Annotated in this window: 16 protein-coding genes; 2 read left to right on the forward strand and 14 right to left on the reverse strand. The window is 40.6% G+C overall.

What is annotated here, in order from left to right; all coding sequences use genetic code 11:
* Positions 1–215 precede the first annotated feature (215 nt).
* The 7 genes from ACS8FB_RS00545 to queC form a co-directional block, all read right to left on the reverse strand.
* Positions 216–791, reverse strand: coding sequence for a TerD family protein (locus ACS8FB_RS00545; protein ID WP_439260528.1), 576 nt, complete (start codon positions 789–791; stop codon positions 216–218).
* A gap of 241 nt (positions 792–1,032) precedes the next feature.
* Positions 1,033–3,330: a bifunctional 23S rRNA (guanine(2069)-N(7))-methyltransferase RlmK/23S rRNA (guanine(2445)-N(2))-methyltransferase RlmL gene (rlmKL, locus tag ACS8FB_RS00550; protein WP_439260529.1), complete on the reverse strand. Its 2,298-nt coding sequence runs from the start codon at positions 3,328–3,330 to the stop codon at positions 1,033–1,035.
* 192 nt (positions 3,331–3,522) lie between these two features.
* The gene (locus ACS8FB_RS00555) at positions 3,523–4,728 is read right to left on the reverse strand and encodes a mechanosensitive ion channel family protein (RefSeq protein WP_439260530.1); all 1,206 of its coding nucleotides are present in this window, start codon (positions 4,726–4,728) and stop codon (positions 3,523–3,525) included.
* A gap of 117 nt (positions 4,729–4,845) precedes the next feature.
* Positions 4,846–6,330, reverse strand: a complete 1,485-nt coding sequence (locus ACS8FB_RS00560; RefSeq protein WP_439260532.1) for a dihydrolipoyl dehydrogenase — start codon at positions 6,328–6,330, stop codon at positions 4,846–4,848.
* A 532-nt stretch (positions 6,331–6,862) separates the two neighbouring features.
* A complete protein-coding gene (locus ACS8FB_RS00565) occupies positions 6,863–7,360 on the reverse strand; it encodes a peroxiredoxin (protein ID WP_439260534.1) in 498 nt (165 codons plus the stop codon).
* A 164-nt stretch (positions 7,361–7,524) separates the two neighbouring features.
* A complete protein-coding gene (locus ACS8FB_RS00570) occupies positions 7,525–7,854 on the reverse strand; it encodes a hypothetical protein (protein ID WP_299216741.1) in 330 nt (109 codons plus the stop codon).
* A gap of 320 nt (positions 7,855–8,174) precedes the next feature.
* Positions 8,175–8,972 carry a 7-cyano-7-deazaguanine synthase QueC gene (queC, locus tag ACS8FB_RS00575; RefSeq protein ID WP_439260536.1) on the reverse strand — a complete coding sequence of 266 codons (798 nt, stop codon included), beginning with the start codon at positions 8,970–8,972 and terminating at the stop codon, positions 8,175–8,177.
* Positions 8,973–9,300: 328 nt separating this feature from the next.
* Here queC and ttcA point away from each other — a divergent pair, with 328 nt between their 5' ends.
* The gene (gene ttcA, locus ACS8FB_RS00580; RefSeq protein WP_439260822.1) at positions 9,301–10,431 is read left to right on the forward strand and encodes a tRNA 2-thiocytidine(32) synthetase TtcA; all 1,131 of its coding nucleotides are present in this window, start codon (positions 9,301–9,303) and stop codon (positions 10,429–10,431) included.
* Positions 10,432–10,541: 110 nt separating this feature from the next.
* On the opposite strand, the gene ACS8FB_RS00585 is transcribed toward ttcA, so the two are convergent.
* From ACS8FB_RS00585 to ccoN, 6 genes are all read right to left on the reverse strand, one after another.
* Positions 10,542–11,129 carry a FixH family protein gene (locus tag ACS8FB_RS00585; protein ID WP_439260537.1) on the reverse strand — a complete coding sequence of 196 codons (588 nt, stop codon included), beginning with the start codon at positions 11,127–11,129 and terminating at the stop codon, positions 10,542–10,544.
* 103 nt (positions 11,130–11,232) lie between these two features.
* Positions 11,233–12,642, reverse strand: coding sequence for a cytochrome c oxidase accessory protein CcoG (ccoG, locus tag ACS8FB_RS00590; RefSeq protein ID WP_439260539.1), 1,410 nt, complete (start codon positions 12,640–12,642; stop codon positions 11,233–11,235).
* A gap of 341 nt (positions 12,643–12,983) precedes the next feature.
* Positions 12,984–14,141, reverse strand: a complete 1,158-nt coding sequence (gene ccoP, locus ACS8FB_RS00595; RefSeq protein WP_439260823.1) for a cytochrome-c oxidase, cbb3-type subunit III — start codon at positions 14,139–14,141, stop codon at positions 12,984–12,986.
* Positions 14,141–14,320: a cbb3-type cytochrome oxidase subunit 3 gene (locus ACS8FB_RS00600; RefSeq protein ID WP_299216726.1), complete on the reverse strand. Its 180-nt coding sequence runs from the start codon at positions 14,318–14,320 to the stop codon at positions 14,141–14,143. The genes ccoP and ACS8FB_RS00600 overlap by 1 nt, the downstream gene beginning before the upstream one ends.
* Entirely contained in the window at positions 14,320–14,958 is a 639-nt protein-coding gene (gene ccoO, locus ACS8FB_RS00605) for a cytochrome-c oxidase, cbb3-type subunit II (RefSeq protein ID WP_299216723.1), read from the reverse strand. The genes ACS8FB_RS00600 and ccoO overlap by 1 nt, the downstream gene beginning before the upstream one ends.
* Positions 14,959–14,967: 9 nt before the next feature.
* Positions 14,968–16,449 carry a cytochrome-c oxidase, cbb3-type subunit I gene (gene ccoN, locus ACS8FB_RS00610; RefSeq protein WP_299216721.1) on the reverse strand — a complete coding sequence of 494 codons (1,482 nt, stop codon included), beginning with the start codon at positions 16,447–16,449 and terminating at the stop codon, positions 14,968–14,970.
* 1,036 nt (positions 16,450–17,485) lie between these two features.
* Here ccoN and ACS8FB_RS00615 point away from each other — a divergent pair.
* Positions 17,486–17,875: an SCP2 sterol-binding domain-containing protein gene (locus ACS8FB_RS00615; RefSeq protein WP_299216718.1), complete on the forward strand. Its 390-nt coding sequence runs from the start codon at positions 17,486–17,488 to the stop codon at positions 17,873–17,875.
* A gap of 167 nt (positions 17,876–18,042) precedes the next feature.
* Here ACS8FB_RS00615 and ACS8FB_RS00620 read toward each other — a convergent pair whose 3' ends face one another.
* Positions 18,043–19,029, reverse strand: a complete 987-nt coding sequence (locus tag ACS8FB_RS00620; protein WP_439260824.1) for a hypothetical protein — start codon at positions 19,027–19,029, stop codon at positions 18,043–18,045.
* Between the last annotated feature and the right edge of the window lie 260 nt (positions 19,030–19,289).

The raw sequence follows: 19,289 nt of genomic DNA on the forward strand, positions 1-19,289 counted from the left end.
CTATTATAGACACAAACCACAAAAAAGTGGCTATTGCTAACCACTTTTTATGCATAATTTTAATCGAAACATAAAGCATTATCAGTCGTTTGGCTACCAATAATAGTGACTGTTTTGTAGCTATACTCACTACTATTAATAGAGCAACCTATACTTTAGGTTTTGGATGTGATAGTTATTCTAATAGCAGTATAAGTACTGATTTTAGGACAACTCTAAATATCCACACCATACTGCTGACACATGGCTTGCAATCCACCTGAGTAGCCCTGTCCGACAGCACGGAATTTCCACTCGCCGTTGTGACGATACACTTCGCCAAATACCATGGCCGTCTCAACAGAGTAGTCTTCTGCTAAGTCAAAGCGAACGACCTCAGTACCTGTCTCTTCATTGACGACGCGGATGAAGGCGTTGGCTACTTGACCAAAGTTTTGACTACGAGCAGCAGCATCATGAATAGTAACGGTAACGACAACTTTATCGACATCAGCAGGTACTTGGGTCAAATTTACTTTGATGACTTCATCATCACCGTCACCTTCGCCAGTACGGTTGTCACCCGTATGCTCAACCGCGCCATTGTCGGACTTGAGTTGATTATAAAAGATAAAGTCATGATCACCGCGTACTTTGCCAGCCGTACTTAACAAAAACACACTAGCATCAAGATCGAATTCTGCGCCAGACGTCGCGCGCTCGTCCCAACCAAGACCGATAAGCAGTTTGGATAAATTTGGATCGGTTTTCGTTAGCGATAAGTTACCGCCTTTATTAAGTGATAAAGCCATTTGATAGTCCTTATTATTAGAGTAAGTTCAACGTTTTATTAAAATCGTGTTGATGTTGAGACGATACAAGGAAGAATAATATTGCATCAGAAATGGTGCAAAACCAACACGTAATAACGTTCTATCATAACAACAAAAAATGACCCAATCAAAGCAGATTAGGTCATTGTTGTGTTTATGACAAGGTGAACTACAAATGATAATATTTAAATACTACAGTGAACTTTTGTACATCTAAACTCTAGCGATGACGAATCTCAAAACTTTGATGGATGGGTTTTTTGATATTAAAATCAAAGCCAATAGTCTTTGAGGTAATATCAATGATAGCGTAGCGCTCGCTCAGCTGTTCATCTAATTCAAAGCGAGTAAAGTTGTTTGAAAAATACAACACGCCATCCGAAGTCAAACGATTCATAGCACGGTTGATAAGGGCAGCATGATCACGCTGTACATCAAAAGTACCCTGAAACTTTTTTGAGTTTGAAAAGGTCGGTGGATCGATAAAGATAATATCAAATTGCTCAGTATTGTCCTTAATCCACTCAAAGATATCAGCCGCAACGAATTGATATTTGTTACGACTAACATCCAGACCATTGAGTACAAAGTTTTGTTTGCCCCAGTCTAGATAGTTCTGTGACAAGTCAACGCTAGTGACTTTTTTCGCGCCAGCAAGGGCTGCGTGCACACTCGCTGTACAAGTATAAGCAAATAAGTTTAATACCGATTTACCGCGACTATTGCTCTTGATGCGTGCGCGCATATTACGATGGTCAATGAATAGACCAGTATCGAGATAATCAGTAAAGTTGACATAAAAATATGCACCATCTTCACGAGCGACATAAAACTTACCACGTTTTTCAGTGTCGCCTTGCTTACTATATTGATCATTGCCAGATTGACGTGCACGGGTTTTGATAAAGACTTGCTCGCGGTTGATATCAAATACCTCACGAATACCCATCAATGCCAAATTAAAGCGTTTTTTGGCAGTTTCTGGCGGGATGGTTTTGGGCGGTGCATATTCTTGCACATGCGCATAATCGCCATATAGATCAATTGCGACTTTAAAATCAGGCAAATCAGCATCGTAGACACGGATATTACTGACGTTGTCTTTTTTGGCCAGTTTTTTAAGCTTAGCAAGATTTTTTTGCAGACGGTTGATGAAGTCCTGACCATCTTCTACGTCAATCTCACGCTTTTCAAAGCGACTAACAAGGTTGCCCGTTTGCCCAGCGATGAGTGTTCCGTAACGGAAATAAACGGTGATAGCACCATTATGACAACGTAATGTTTTAGGCGCTTTAATCGGCAAGATATCAACTTGTTCGACATTAGCGGCCAAAATACCAAGCATTGGGTCAATTCCGCTACCAGCAAAGCTATCTTGCAAGATGAGTCCTAACGCATGGTATAACGGTTTTATCATCTCTTCATCACCCAAACGCTCACCATAAGGTGGGTTGGTGATGATTAAAGGGTTGCTCAATCGACCATCATCGACCAGTGGTTTTAACACACCGCTCAATTGGTCAAGAGCGCGGGTTTCTATATCCAGTAGCGGTAGCAAATCTTGCAAACCTGCTGCAATCAGGTTCTTCTCTGTCGCTAGAGTCGCACCGCTATCTGCATCGTAACCTAGTATAAGAGGCAGGGTATCTGGCTGCTCATGAGCAATCGCTAAAGCGTCGCGAAAACGTGTCTGCGCATCATCAATCATTTGCTGCCACAGTGCATCATCATGATGTTGCCATTCATAAAAACCAAATTGATTGGCCGCTTTATCGATACCGACTGCATAATCACAATGCATAAGAAGCGCTTCGATAATAAACGTACCAGAGCCGCACATAGGGTCGATGAGAGCATTGTAAAAAGGTGCGTTACCAGCGTCGTTTTTCTTATGCCAACCAGCACTATAGAGTAGGGCAGCTGCTAGGTTTTCTTTTAATGGGGCTTCGGTCATCGCCACACGGTAACCACGGCGATGCAAACTGGTACCTGATAAGTCTAGATACAGCTCAGCTTGTTTATCATTGACGGTCGCAAATACAGAAAAGTCTGGATTTTTACTATCGACATTAGGACGGCTGTCATAAACTTCATTAAAAGTATCGGCAATCGCATCTTTGATACGCAGCATCGCAAACTGTTGACTGACAGCAACACGCTTGTCAACAGACAGGCGAATCGCAAACGTTTGCTCCAAGCTAAACTGTTCAGTCCAGTTGACCGATTTTGCCAAGCCATAGAGCTGTTCTGCCACATCATAATCTGTATTAATGTTTTTACGTTTGATAAGCATTAGTACTCGTGAAGCCACACGAGACCACAAGCAAATCGTATATAGATCATGCAAAGTACCAGTCACTGCCAGACGGCCCGTACTTTTGATGTCACTTGCAATACCAAAACTTGTCAGCTCAATCTGTAGGGGCACCTCAAGTCCATCGGCACAGGTGATGATAAGATCAAGCGACAACGCTGGTGGAGATACTGTGGAAGAGAGGGGCGCGGCTGTTTCGGACATACGGATACCTGTGGGCTAAATGGATAAATGAGGCGCATCATAAATTACGATGTTTAACCCGCGATTTTACCATATTTCAGGATAGGATGGTTTAAAGTGGTTGGTATTAAGCAATATAGTCGATACTAAGTGTTTGAGTGTGCTAACTAATGATATGCACCAATACCCAATATCTAACGCGTCTCGACTGTTTTATTTCTCATTTTTGGTTGAGGGTAGCGGTTCTGTTTTCATTTCTGGTTCTGCAATGACTTGCGTTGTGGTTGCAAAAGGTTTGGTAGCGATAGGGTAGTCGACATCCTTTGGCATGAGCAACCGCATATGCGGGTAGGGCGTTGAGATATTGGCAGCATCGAAGGCGCGTTTGATATCTTCTTGTAGGTTTTCTTTAATTTTTGGCATACGTGCTACGGCTGCAGGCTTCACCCAAAAGCGTACAATAAAGAATACGCCATATTCACCAATTTCATCGACTGTAGCTGAGGCCTCAGGGCGACTTAGCACAACATTGGTGTCAGTCAATACTTGTAAAATCTCTTTGCGAGCTGTATCGATATCATCTTCGAAGGCGATACGCATCCGAAGATCAAAACGTATAAAGTTCTTAGAGGTCAGGTTGATCACCTCAGAGGAGGCCACGTTAGAGTTTGGGATGATAACGGTGATGTTGTCTCGCGTCAAAATATGGGTGGTGCGTAAGGCAATAAGTACCACACGACCTTCGTTTTCATTAATGTGAATCCAGTCGCCCACCTGAAACGATTGTTCGAGCAAGATTGTGATACCAGCGATGAAGTTGGCGAGTGTTGATTGTGCTGCAAAGCCGACTGCTAAGCCAACGATACCAAGACCAGCTACCAAAGATACAATATCGAAGCCAAATTGGGCCATGACGCTGGCAAGTCCAAGCACCCATATTAGTACAGATAAAATATTTTTGAGTAGCTGCTCGATAGAGGCATTAAGACCATAGTGTTGCAGTACTTTATGAATGATCTGTCCTGATGACGTCCACAATATATAGTAGATACCTGCCCAAATACTGGCTTTTGCTGTGGCTTTAACAGTACCTGGCTCAAAGTTAATCTGACTCATGATGGCGATTAGACTAGCGACAACCCATATATAACGCAGTACTGAGCGTACGATGTTACTACGTCGCTCATTAAGACGAAACCGTGTCTTATTGTGCTTTATAATATAAATCGCCAGCCAATAAAAAAACCCTAACACTGCAAGCAGTATCAGGATTTTGATGCCAGTACTAACCAACTCTACTATCTGAGTGGACCAATCAAAAGAATCTTCTTCTACTGAGCCACCAAGCGCAAGATATAAACTGGTATGTAGGTCACGGATAATCTCTTCAAAAAAATCAGTAATACCAGCAATTGCCATTATCTTGTCCATGCAAAGTTAAGTCTCAAATTACTACAAGCTTTGTGCCAATCAACAGTCCAAATAGTGATTGGCACAAGGCATATCTCTTATTTGAAAGTGTAACTGAGCAGACAACTAAAAGCTATACTCCTGTGCATCTTGAGATTGATAAGGTATCTCCATTTTATGCTGGACATCACGCAGAGCAGTACGCAGACCTTCTAAAATAGTAGGATGATAAAAAGGGGTGTCGAGTAAATCTTTGACACTTATATCATTGGTAATAGCGGTCGCCAATATATGTCCAATGTACTCAGCATCTGGACCAACCATACTGGCACCTAAAACTCTATCGGTTTTTTTACAAGCATAAATATGCAATAGGCCGCAGTTAACACCCATAATACGACTACGTCCTTGGTTGTCAAAACTGACACGGCCGATGACATATTCTAACTCTGGATCCTGTTGTATCTCAGGTAGTGACATACCGACGTTGACAATCTGCGGTGAACAAAACACAATAGAAAAGGGAATAGCTGGCGGACGTATATAAGCGTCTGCCTTATTTTCGCATACTATATTACCTGCACTATATCCTTCATCACTAGCAACATGTAATAGAGGAATATTAGCATTGGCATCACCAACAATATAAACATCAAGATCACCAATCTGACCCGTCTTCTTATCTAATTGTTTTGGCCGGTTTTTGTCATCAAGCTCAACATCTAAATTTTCAATACCCAATTGTTCAATATTATTACGACGTCCAGTCGCGACTAGTACACGTTCACCTTGCCATTGCTGCATCTTACCTGCACTGTCTTCATACTCAATAAAGGCGGACGTCTTATCTTCTCCTTCAACAGTTTGCGTACCTACATTATTGATCTTACTGCCCAAATGCATGGTCAATTCGCGGTTTAAACAAACGATTGCTTTATTGTTGATGTCATCATCTTTAAGTCCAGCAACGCGTTTAGCACGATTGAATAAAGTGACTTCTACGCCTAAGCGTTTAAACGCTTGCGCAAGCTCTAATCCGATAGAACCTGCACCTATGACGGCTATAGATTTGGGCAAGTCTGTCAGCTCAAAGACGGTATCAGACGTCAATAAAGTGTCACCAAGATTGTCAGACCAGTCATCTGGAATATAGGGAGAGCTGCCAGTCGCCACGATAATTTTATTGGCCTTTATCAACTCATCATTAACTTCAATCAAACCCTGTTTATTAATATGCGCGCGCCCTGATATCTTCTTGTTTTCAGGCCAGCTATCTACTTGCTTCTTAATATAGCTTGCAAAATGGCTACGCTCATCACGGACACGTTCCATTACTCGTTTACCATCTATCTGAGTCGTAGCATGAATGCCAAAGTCCTCAGAATGATTGGCGTCATGAGCACGATCAGCTGCGGCAATTAAAAGTTTACTTGGCATACAGCCAACTTGGATACAGGTTGTACTCCAAAACCCGTCATTAATAATAACAATGTTTTCAATAGTTTTACTGGCTTGACGAAACGCGTTCTGACCTGCAGTACCAGCACCAATTACTGCTACCTCTACCTTACGAGTGACATTCTTGTCAGTGTTACCAGACAGTTTGCTCATATTATCCTCAGTTAGTTGATTATTTATATCTATATTTGACGATTTATTTTTTTAAATAGTGGGCTTTAATACTAAAGCTTATCTAAACGTTATGCACCTATGCATACGTAGCAAGCTGTTGCAAAAATGTGTCATTATTTTCTTAGATGACATAAATGTTTTTACAAAAATATTGATTGAGAATGATAAATATAGTTTCTGTCTTGTCAGAAAGTTTCATAGCAAGTGCTAATAATAAAGTAATGATTACGAAAAGCTTTGATATACAATTAAGTTTACTAAGTCAACATGGCAAACAGATGTCATTAGTGGATGATGCGCTGGCAAGCTTCTATGAAGCTATTAAAGAGTTAAACGCGACTGACAGTGTGACAACTTTAACAATCCAGATTTAGGATTTATGAAAAAATAGTCTTTTGTTGTTAAAAACAAAGAAGCCTTCATAGCTCTGATAAATACCGATGGTCCTTATCAAATCTAAGAAGGCTTTTTAAACATTTACTTGTTCTTCAAGCAATATCAATCGGAGTGATTACGCACTTAGCGTCTCTAACAAACGCTCAGTATAACCTTTTGCTCTTAGGTTGCGCTGCGCGTGGGTCAGTGTCCCGTCCTTATCAAATACAAATACTGAACGCACAAGGCCCATAGTGATTTTTCCATACATATTTTTTTCTTTAATAACGTCAAAGTACTGGCAGAGTTTTTCATCACTATCGCTAATAAGTGGAATTTGTAGATCGTACTTGGTGATGAACTTCTTATGAGACTCAACGCTGTCTCTTGATACGCCAACGATATCATAGCCAAGCTTATCAAAGACAGGTAGATGTTCTGTAAACTCTGTGGCCTGCGTAGTACAACCAGGTGTATCGTCTTTTGGATAAAAGTAAAGAATCAGTCCTTTATCGGTATGCTCTACAAGCTCTTTTAAGCCGATGCTATCATCAATCAAGTGACCGTCTAAATTGCGAACTATCGCTACTGGAAAATCTGGTAGGGTAATGCTTTCTGTTGCTGGCTTTGCCATATTAACTTCCTTATCTTATTGAATCCAAAATATAGTCGATGTCAGTTGACTCATTATAGTTAAACTAATAACAGCGATTGATAAATTTTGTATATTGTTTATTTACTAGCAAAAAAAAGACTGACGATTGCCAGTCCTCTTAATACACGTATTTAAAAAATAACTTAAGCAGGCTTTTGTGGTTGTTTTAAGTCCAAACCTTTAGTGCACTGCTGCAAATCTTTTTGCATTGTTTTTACGTAAGGTAGGCCTGATGGGTCTTTTTTATCTTTTGCGTAGCTTTCAATTTCCCACATCTGACCAATCGTCATTTTACTGCGCACATCGATGGTACAGTTACACAGTTTAGTGGCAGTACTCTTGTCAGCGACTTTATATTTGACCGCACCAGTAACGCACTGATTAATATTGTTTTGCTTGATATCAGTAGCATTTGCTTGCGGCATAGCGACCAGACCGATTAATGCTAGGGGTAGTACTTTTAATAGCTTCATATACACTCTCTTATAAATAAACACAGCGCCGATAAAACAAACGCTAAATGGATAATACTGTTGATAGCCAGATATTGTTAAAAAGCTTTTCATCTATCGGCTATGCTGTTATTTGTAAACGATATCTAGTAGGGGTATAAGGATTCATACCATAACAATTATAGCTATCAATGAACACTGTGTACTTGCTGTGTTGATGCAATCAAATGTTACGCTTATGTTTGTCACGTTTATGGTCTGTGCTTTGAGCATAAAGCAGTGTTTAGATGAAGACATTCAAGCATAAACTTAAATACACAAGCAAACTCAAATGTTTGAATTTACTCAGGACGTTGGTACTGTGCTTGGTAATGCGTAGGATCAGCAACGCCAGCTTGAACAAATCCTTGACGACGTAGCGCACAGCTGTCACAAACACCGCAAGCAAGCCCATCTTCATCTGCTTGATAACAAGAAATGGTCTGTCCGTACTCAACACCAAGCGTAAGTCCAAGCTCAATGGTTTGTGCTTTAGACAATCTTTGCAAAGGTGTTTGAATGCTTAAATGATGACCTGTAACGCCAGCTTTGGTCGCAAGGTTTGCCATGTGTTCAAAAGCGGCGATGTACTCGGGACGGCAGTCAGGATACCCAGAATAATCTACTGAGCTGACACCAATAACGATATGATTGGCAGCCGTTACTTCGGCAACTGCCAACGCATAAGACAAGAATATGGTGTTACGCGCAGGTACATAGGTATTTGGAATGGCATCGTTATCAATCTTATCGTGCTTTTTATCAGGGAATTTATCCGCATCCCCATCAGGCACCGTCATACTGTGATCGGTTAATGATGAACCACCAAGCTGGGCAATATCAATATCAATAATGCGGTGATTCACTGCCGCAGTTTTAGCAATCGCTTTTGCTGCAACAAGTTCACTATTATGGCGCTGACCATAATTGAAGCTTACCGCGGTGACGCAAGCATAGCGAGCCTTTGCCCAGTACAAACAAGTGACCGAATCAAGCCCACCTGATAGTAAGACGACAGCATTTTGATCTTGTTGAAGCGTATGTGCAGGAGTTTTGGATACTGAGCTGAAAAAGTCAGATTGCGAGGTAATGTCAGTCATAGTAGTGTCTATTATTGAAAAGCGAAAAACAGCCATTTTAACAAAAATATGGCTACTATTACATAACCATAGAAGTTATAAGACCTATATGGATAACAAGGGTATTGAATTTTATGACTTTAAACCCTGCAATTTAATCTCATCTTTTCAAACTGTTAGCATTTTTTGTTATAATCGCTGCTGCTTTTAGTGCATTAGTAGTAACACGTCATTAAACCTTGTTCTACTATCAATTGCTTTATCGCCAAATCACCTTTGTAAAGATACTGAGTAATCTATGACCGTAGCGACCTTATTCACGCCAAAAAATACGCTTGAGTCTGACAAGATGTCTACTAAAGCACATCTAGATAGCCATACTTTAGAAACTGATGCTTATAGTGTGGAGTATGATGACGCTGATGACGCTGATGACGCTGATGACATCGCTACAGAATCTGCTTCTAAAGATTTAGCTGACGAACAAACTCTTACAGAGTCTGCATTATTTCGCAAATTACAAAAAAAGCTACGCAGGCAGGTTTCGTGGGCCATTCGTGACTTCAACATGATCGAGGATGGTGATGTCGTAATGGTATGCGTTTCGGGCGGTAAAGATAGCTATACGCTGTTAGATATCTTACTGCTATTGAAGCGTATTGCCCCGATCAGCTTTGATATTGTCGCAGTCAACCTTGATCAAAAGCAGCCTGGTTACCCAGAGGATATCCTGCCTGCTTATTTGAATGAGCAAGGTATTGCACATTATATTTTAGAAAAAGACACTTATAGTATTGTCAAAAGCGTCGTGCCAGAAGGGAAGACCTATTGCTCAGCCTGTTCACGTCTGCGCCGAGGCTCTTTATATGGTTTTGCTAAGCAAATCGGTGCAACCAAAATAGCCCTCGGTCATCATCGCGATGATATGTTAGCAACCTTCTTTTTGAATCTGTTTCATGGTGGTGCACTCAAATCAATGCCGCCAAAGCTGCTGAGCGATGACAAGCAAAATATGCTTATTCGTCCATTGGCTTATGTCGAAGAAAAAGACATCATTGAGTATGCCCGCTTAAAAGCATTTCCTATTATTCCATGCAATCTATGCGGCAGCCAAACCAACTTGCAGCGTGCCATCATCAACGATATGCTGCGCGATTGGGATGATGCGCACCCGCAGCGTCTGGCCTCGATATTTAAAGCCATGCAAAATGTTGCGCCATCGCAATTAGCTGATCGTGAATTATTTGATTTTGAACAGCTAAGCTTAGAGCGTGATAACCATGAGCGTCTATTTGAAGGGGATAATATCCAAGCAGGGCAGACCGACAGTCTTGCTGAGATTGGTCTGCCTGTCGCGCCAAAGACTCAGACTTTTAATGCAAAGTTTGATAATAATTATAAACAGTCAGCAGCTTTGGATAACAGAAAAGAAAGTAGCCGTGCCACACAGAAAATCCCTACGATTAATCCACTTCTTTAGCTGCTTATTTAACTAAGTAAAATTGGTTAGTACATAAAAAAACCAGCTTTTAATAAGCTGGTTTTTTATGGTTTTAAACGAGTTATTTTGAAAACTATGTCCAAAAAGGTTTAACTTTTGGCAAACACTTGCAGTGGATCAAAACTGACTTCTGGACGAGGCAATTTTGCAACGTCTTGCATACGCCAGTCGTCTTTACCATCATTGCTCACTTGCAAATAGTATTTGGCTTTTACTGAATCAATATCCACTTTGGCACTGTATCTATTCCCTTCTTGATGCTCTAGCACCACGTCTCGATCTTTTTTGACATCTGTTGCATGTGAAATCGAAAGCTCTAACGTATCAGGATAGGTAAGTGGTTTACCATTTAACAGTTTGCCTGTTTGTAAGCTCTGCTGTGGATAATCAAGATAAAAAGTAATATCTCCATTTGAGTTAAATTGCATTTTGCCACTCAAGTCTAAATCGTATGTCAGCTTATCGCGTGATACATCGTGATACAGCGTTTTGCCGTCCATATACCAATCGTCACGTACCACACTGTCACGAATCTGATAAGAGTAGTAGACAAACCAAAGACAAGCGATAACCACAAAAGCGGGCATACCAATAACAAAGATAACCACCATATAATTTTTATACCATGGTTGGCTATCTTGATGCTTAAAACTTGGCGAAGAATTTGGTGTAGACATAGAATACCTATTAGATGTATGAACCGATCAATATGCTATTACCTAGATTGAGTCTCTAATATACAGACACTCAATCATAGATTATACCTTATATTTCAAGTATTTACTGGCCTTGAGTCGTAAAAATGTTTTGTTTACTGACTTTATACTGACCGTCCTCACTTACCACGTTTAAAGTAACAGGCGTTTGACCAGACTCAATAATATCAGGGTCACCATAAATGCTCACAGGCATATCGAAGCTTTCGCCAGCTTCTAATGGCACGTCGTTAAAACGCAGCACTAAGCTAAGACCATCTTGCGGTGCGAGCGATATTTTGTAAGCGTGAGGCTCTTGGGTTTTGTTGGTTAGCTTCACAATATAGCTGTTTTCAATCATACCTTGGTTAGTTAGAGAAGACAGCTGGTTACGGTCACGGCGAATGTCAATTTCTAATGGCACGCGATCAGTTAATGCATAGATAAGACCCCCACATAACACAGTTAATAGTGTCAAGTAAGCAAACAAACGCGGGCGTAAGACACGGCTAGGCTCATTTTCAGCCAATTGTCTCTCAGTTGTATACCTTATAAGTCCGCGTGGATAGCCAACTTTGTCCATGATTTCATTACAGGCATCGACACACGCTGCACATTGAATACAAGCAACTTGTAGGCCGTCTCGAATATCGATACCAGTAGGGCATACCTGCACACACATTTGACATTCGATACAGTCGCCTAAATGGTCTGGATTGGTACCTTTTTTTCGTGCGCCGCGAGGTTCACCGCGTTCATAGTCGTAAGATACGATGAGAGTGTCTTTATCGAACATGACACTTTGGAAACGACCATAGGGGCAGATTTGAATGCACATCTGCTCACGCATATAACCGGCGTTAGCATAAGTCGAAAAAGCGAAAATAAATATCGAAACCCAAACCCAGGTTGGCCAATCAGGAAAAGGGATGAACCCTATCATCTGCCAGCTGTTATACAGCGCTTCTGTTCCTGATACATAACTGACAAAAGTCGTGGCAGTAATCATCGAAAACACAAACCAAATAAAATAAATCAAAAACTTTTTAAATGCTTTGCTCGCACTCATCGGCGTTTTGTCAAACTTAATACGCTTGTTACGATCGCCAATCACCAACTTCTCAACATATTGGAACAGATGCGTCCAGATGGTTTGTGGACAAGCATAACCACACCATACTCGACCAGCATAAACGGTGACCATAAACAGCGTAAAAGCGGCAATAAGAGCAAACGCGGCAATAAAATAAAAATCTTGCGTCAAAAACGTCATTCCGAATATATAATAGTGCTGTGAGGGCACATCAAACCATATTGCTTGCCTACCGTTGTAACGCAACCAAGGTAAAATTAAAAATAACGCTAAAAACGCATACATACTGATGACACGAATATTTTGATAAAAACCTGTGACGAATCGAGGATGTATACGATGCTTTGTCGCATCAAGATCTATTTGTTGTACTGGGATTTTATTAGGTTGTGGTGCTGACATAAACTTGCCTCTTTAAAAAAAAGAATCAGTTCGCTGGCATGGGTAACATACATAAAGTGATGCAAAGCTTAGCATTGTTATCAATGTCAGTAAGTAGTTAAAGCATAAACATGGCATAAAAAAACTGCCCAACTACCAAATGATTGATTGTAAATAACGGGTTTAAATACTGACTGTTTTACCATTTACCTTAGTATAAATGAGGCGATAGGCTCAAAAAACAATCATTATACAAATATAAAATATTTTTATTATGAATGTTTAAACTTAAAAAAGGAGAGCCGTCATAACAGCTCTCCTTTGTTAACGCTCATTACTAATCAGACTAGATAATTAAGAACTTAATTGCTGCTGACTGCTGGAACACTATTGGTCGCTTTTGGCATAGAAGCCGCAGCTGTCACATTAGCGCCGTTCTTGGTAGCTGCTGATCTGTCTGATAATGAATAAACATAAGATACTACAAGCATAATACGCTCATTACCCAATTTGGTTTCCCATTCAGGCATGACGCCTGCACGGCCATAGCGTAGGGTATCGCGAACAGTTTCACGCTCACCGCCATACAGCCAAATGTTATCAGTCAAATTAGGCGCACCAGTTGAAATCATACCTTTGCCATCTTTACCGTGACATAAAGCACAGTTCGCATCATAGATAGACTCGCCTTGGGCGACTAAAGTTTTATCCAGCTCACCGTTGTCCTTATGACCGTTGTTATCAGATAATGATAGAACATACTCAGAAGCTGCGCGAACGCCTTCTTCACCAATCTGATCACGCCATGCTGGCATACCACCAACCCGGCCTTTGTGTAGCGTGGTGAGTAGGTTTGCCGCATCACCACCATATAACCAGTCATTATCCGTCAAGTTAGGATAACCTGTTGCACCCTTAGCGTTTGACCCATGACACACTGCACAGTTTTGCAGGAACAAACGGCTACCTACTTTTAGTGCGTTAGGGTTTTGTGCCAGTTTTTCGATTGCAGGCGCAAGATCAGTAATTTTTTCATCAATCTTAGATTGCAAATCCGCTGGTGGGTTGTCACTACGTTTCAAAGTATTCTGTAACTCTGATAGCTCACTTAAAGTCTGAGCGGCATCAGTGGCATCAGCTTTTACCAGAATACTTTTTTCAAAGTTATCGGTAAATACTTTATTGTTGCTTTCAAGTTCACTATTTAACTCATTGTGAGAAGTCCATGGTACAGTCTCGCCATCAACTTCTACTGTTGCAATACCGTCCCAGTGTTTTGGGAACATCGCTGGAAAAAATATCCAATAAGCGACCGCCCATACAATAGAACCAAAAAATATTACTAGCCACCATTTGGGTAGCGGTTTGTCGTATTCTCGAATACCATCATACTCATGTCCTGTAGTGCCGTCCTCTTCTACTTCTGGCTTATACTTTAGTACCATTAGTAAAACTGCGAGAATACCTAACCAACACGCAAAGCTCAGTATAGTGATCCAAGAACTCCAAAAAAATGTCATCATTCATCCTTATTGCGCGGCTGGTCAGATGAGGATTCTTTGTCCTCATCATCAAGCGCAAGTTGTGCATCTTCTTCGAAGCGTTTTTTGTTTTTTGGCGAATACGCCCACCATGCAACGCCCAAAAAAGCGATAAAGGCGGCAACCGTTGCAATGGTCTGTAGTTCACCAATACTCATTAGCGCTGTCCTTCCATCGCTGTACCCAATTGCTGTAAGTAGGCGACTAAAGCATCAAGCTCTGTGGCACCCAGTACCGCATCAGGAGCACCTTCAATGTCTTCTTCAGTGTAAGGTACGCCAAAACGATCACGGAATAGACGCATCTTAGTTTGAACGTTATCACCATTAACTTCATTAGTTGCAAGCCATGGGAAACCTGGCATGACAGATTCAGGTACCAACGAACGCGGATTGATTAAATGCTGCTTTTGCCAGTCATCAGAGTAGCGTTCACCAACACGAGCCAAATCAGGTCCAGTACGCTTTGAACCCCATAAGAAGGGATGATCCCACGTAGACTCAGCAGCACGTGAATAGGGTCCATAACGTTCAACTTCTGCACGTAACGGGCGAACCATTTGCGTATGACAAACATGACAACCTTCACGAATATAGATGTCACGACCTTCAAATTCTAATGCAGTCCATGGTTCCATAGCAGGAAGAGGAGCGTTGACCCCACCATCCTCAGGACCTTTGTTATCATAAATTAGTGGTACGATTTCAACTAGCGTTGCAAAGCTAATAGCAATAACGATACCGATGACCAACAAGCCTGTATTTTTTTCAATAATTTCATGCGGTGTACCAGCCATGATCGCTCCTTATACGTTAGCTGTCGATGGTTTTTCGACACTAGGTTCATGATCCGTTGGATCTGCGACATCTACAGGCTTACCTTCTGGCATCTTGAGCGTTTTATAGCAGTTATATGCCATAACAAACATACCTGATACATATAAGAAGCCACCAAAAGCACGACCAATATACGGGAAATGTGAAAACTCAACCGTATCAACGAAACTATATACCAAAGTACCGTCAGGGTTAGTTGCAAGCCACATCATGCCTTGACCGATGCCCGAGATCCACATCGATACGATATAGAAAATTGTCCCTGCAGTCGCAAGCCAAAAATGCGTAGTGATTAAACTGATTGAGTACATTTTTGGTTTGTTATAAATACGTGGTAACAATACATATAATGAACCGATAGTAATCATACCCACCCAGCCAAGTGCTCCTGAGTGTACGTGACCGACCGTCCAGTCAGTGTTATGCGATAAGGCGTTGACTGTCTTAATCGACATCATCGGACCTTCAAACGTCGACATTGCATAAAATGACAGTGCCACAATCATAAAGCGAATAATCGGATCCGTACGCAGTTTGTCCCAACTACCTGATAGCGTAAGCACACCATTAATCATACCGCCCCAAGAAGGTGCAAATAGGATGATTGAGAATACCATTGCTAAAGACTGCGTCCAATCTGGAAGCGCTGAATAATGCAAATGGTGACCACCAGCCCACATATATGAAGCAATTAACGCCCAGAAGTGAACGATAGACAAACGATACGAATAAATCGGACGACCAATCTGTACCGGAACGAAATAATACATCATTCCAAGAAAGGCAGCTGTCAAGTAAAAACCTACCGCGTTATGTCCGTACCACCATTGCACCATCGCATCAGTTGCACCGCCAAATAACGAGTAAGACTTAAATGCACTAACAGGAATGGCCATGCTATTTACGATGTGCAGTAGAGCAATCGTAATAATAAAAGCACCAAAAAACCAGTTAGCCACATAAATATGTGACGTTTTACGTTTGATAAGGGTGCCAAAAAAGACAATGGCATAAGAGATCCATACCAAAGCAATCAAAATATCAATTGGCCACTCAAGCTCTGCATACTCTTTAGTAGAGGTCAAACCTAAAGGGAGGGTGATTACAGCGGATACAATCACCGCTTGCCAACCCCAAAAGGTAAACCAAGCCAGATAGGGGGCAAATAGTCTTGTCTTACAAGTACGTTGAACGACATAGTAAGAGGTTGCGAACAGGGCAGAGCCACCAAACGCAAAAATAACCGCATTGGTATGTAGCGGTCTTAAACGACTAAAGGTCAGCCATGGAATGTCAAAGTTAAGTGCTGGCCATGCCAACTGTGAAGCAATGAACACACCAAGACTCATGCCGACGATGCCCCATGCAACGGCCATAATCGTAAAAAACCTTACGATAGTAATTTCGTATTCACGGTCAACTGGGGCGACTGCTGTGTTTTGTAAACTCATTGGATGATTCCTTTACAGCCCGAATTATCAATAGAACTAACTAACGCTCCACGTTACGTATATGATAAAACATAATGAACGTGACACATGATATTGTCCGACTCACCTATTACCGTAAGGGTTTATTAACTACTTTATTAAACTTTTCGCAGGGGATTGATTAGTAATGATGGCACAAAAGAAACAAGGCTTACGACTACTATTCAGCGAGACTAAGGCAATTAATATATCGTTACAGTTAATGCAAAAACAAACCGACTTTAGGCATTAAACATCTATTTTACAAAGCGTGAATGATAGAGGTATGCGAGCGGCGGCTGACAAAAACATATTGACGTAATATTTAGTTAAAATTCCTGATTCTGTTTAAGGTATTGTAACGCAATCTTAATAAAATATCATCAGAACTATGCGTCAAAATACAAACTCTTTGGTAAACCATACGGCTAACAACCTTTACTTATGGCTAAGTAAAAGGGTTGTAAAACGTTATATTTATGATAAAAATAGATGTAGCTCTAATCTGAAAGTAAAGAGTAACTAACCTAGTTACCCTATTGTTCAATAGTGTTAAATTTCATCATACATCTTTATTAATACTATTAACTTATCTGCCGCTAACCATATGATTTAACTTATGATACGCTTATAAAGTAGATATGTTAAGAACATTTTTTGAAGTTTATCAACGTTTTATCTTATGTAACTGTTTTGGCTTATTTAAAGCAACAACTTTTATATGACATGTAGTTATTCAAAGTCATCGGCGCTCATCATAACAAAAAACCTTAATATATCAATACAAAACATAAGGATTTTTCTTATAAGCTTCATAGAAGCTAAAACTGAGTGTGAAGCACTAAATTATGTTGATCAGCGACGGTCTTAAACAAACCTAACCATGCTAGCATTTGTTACAATTCAGAAAAATCTCATATTTTTGGGTTTTACTTATTATAAAATCACGCCATAATGACACGCAGCAATATTAGCAATGACATTAATCGTAATTTTTTAACGTAAACAGGATAATAATATGGCAGTTTTTTTGACGGATGCATGGTTTGAGCAGGTAGCGCAGTTAGGGAATGAAGCTGGTGAGTTGAATTTACCACCAGCATTGGCAGACATGGTTATCAATTTAAAAGTTTCTGATGCTGAGCAAGATATTGAAGCCAGTTTTTCAGACGGCTTACTTCATCAAGGTTTAAATGATAATGCTACTACTACGCTGCTACTTGATCGTGATACTTTACAATCTATCATCACAGATTTTGACATGAATGAGATTATGGGTGCTTTTATGGGGGGTAAGATTCGTGTCGAAGGAGATATGTCACAGTTGATGGCATTACAAACTGCCCGTCCAAGTACAGAACAAAAAGAGCTATTTAAAAAGATTAAGTCCATGACTACTATGGCTTAAAGCACTGGTCAAACGGTGTCAGGTAAATGATGTTACTCTTTAGCCTTAGATAAAAAGTCTGTAAGTAAAAGCCTTTAAACAAAAAGCCTCTAATTTTAATTAGAGGCTTTTGTTTGTACTAGGTGTCGGTTTTAGACAGTATGTCTGTTTAGACCATTATAAAGATATCAGCTGGCTTGAGTCTGTATTTGTACTTTTGTGTTTTTAGAGTCTTGGTTTTCTTTATAAATCGCTGCTTGTAGCCAAATGTTTGCTTGAACATAGTTATTTACTTTGATGGCCTTTGTGCTTGCCGTACTCAGAGCGCCGATACGCACAACAAATGGGTCTGCATCTTGCTCACGCAAGATAACCACATCGAACAAAATAATGGGCTTGTCATTGAACGTCGTTTCTTGTTTGCCAATAACTTGCCCCTGACACCATGCTTCGTCTTCTTGGCCGAGTGTATCGCCAAATAGATAAGCACACATGTGACCCAAGTTAATCTCTACTGGCGCCATCTGTTCTTTGGTTTCTGGTTGCCAACCTTTAATCTGTTCTTGAATGTCTTCTGGCACTTGTCCATCATTGGCTGCAACGATATCGTTAAAAGCGCGATGATAGCGAATCGCTTCTTGATCCTCGACCATAATGACTTCCTCTTGATCGCTGATCGAGATTTCGTGTGCCCAAGCGCTAAAATTCACAAAATAAGGCGTGCTTTGTTGATATAAGTGGCGATTGGCTGTATAGAGCTGATCAAAAGCATAAATAATACTGCCATCAACACTACGCAGGCGTAACACTGCATCATGTGAGCTGTCACTGACAATCATACGCTCAATCGTACAAGTCAGACCATAAGGGCCATTGACGCATGGATAGGCGTTAATAAAGCATTCAGGTTTGCCATCTTTCATGGCAAGTACTTGATTGATATGGCAAGGCTGATCCTCAGACAGTAGCAGACAAGCGTCTTGGGCACTCGCATTAGCATTAAGGCCCTTGGGCATGGTCGCTTGTTCAATCATTTTTTGTAGCCACTCTGGCACATCACGACTCATATCATCAGTCAAAATACGCCAATGATCAGCGTGCCCTGCCGTTTGCTTGTCTGTTAAAGTAATTTTGGTCGGAGATTGTACGTTTTTATATTGATAATTAATGGTCATGAAAATACTCAAACTTAAGTCTGCCATGGAGTTTGGACGCCAAATAGCGCAAAAAGCTTTTATTTGTTACTAACACAGTAAGCCAATACCTAAGCAATATATTATATATAAGCTCAATATTGTGCTATGTTTGCGCAGCATTAATGGGTCAACAAACAACAATGATGGGTTAATGACAATTGTCCTTAGCATATAATATATAGGTATAGACACAACTAATAGCAAGCCCTTCTAAGAAAAATAATAATAAAGCCCTATAT

Origin of the sequence: Psychrobacter sp. 1U1, from assembly GCF_051847535.1 — a bacterium.
GTDB lineage: Bacteria > Pseudomonadota > Gammaproteobacteria > Pseudomonadales > Moraxellaceae > Psychrobacter > Psychrobacter saeujeotis.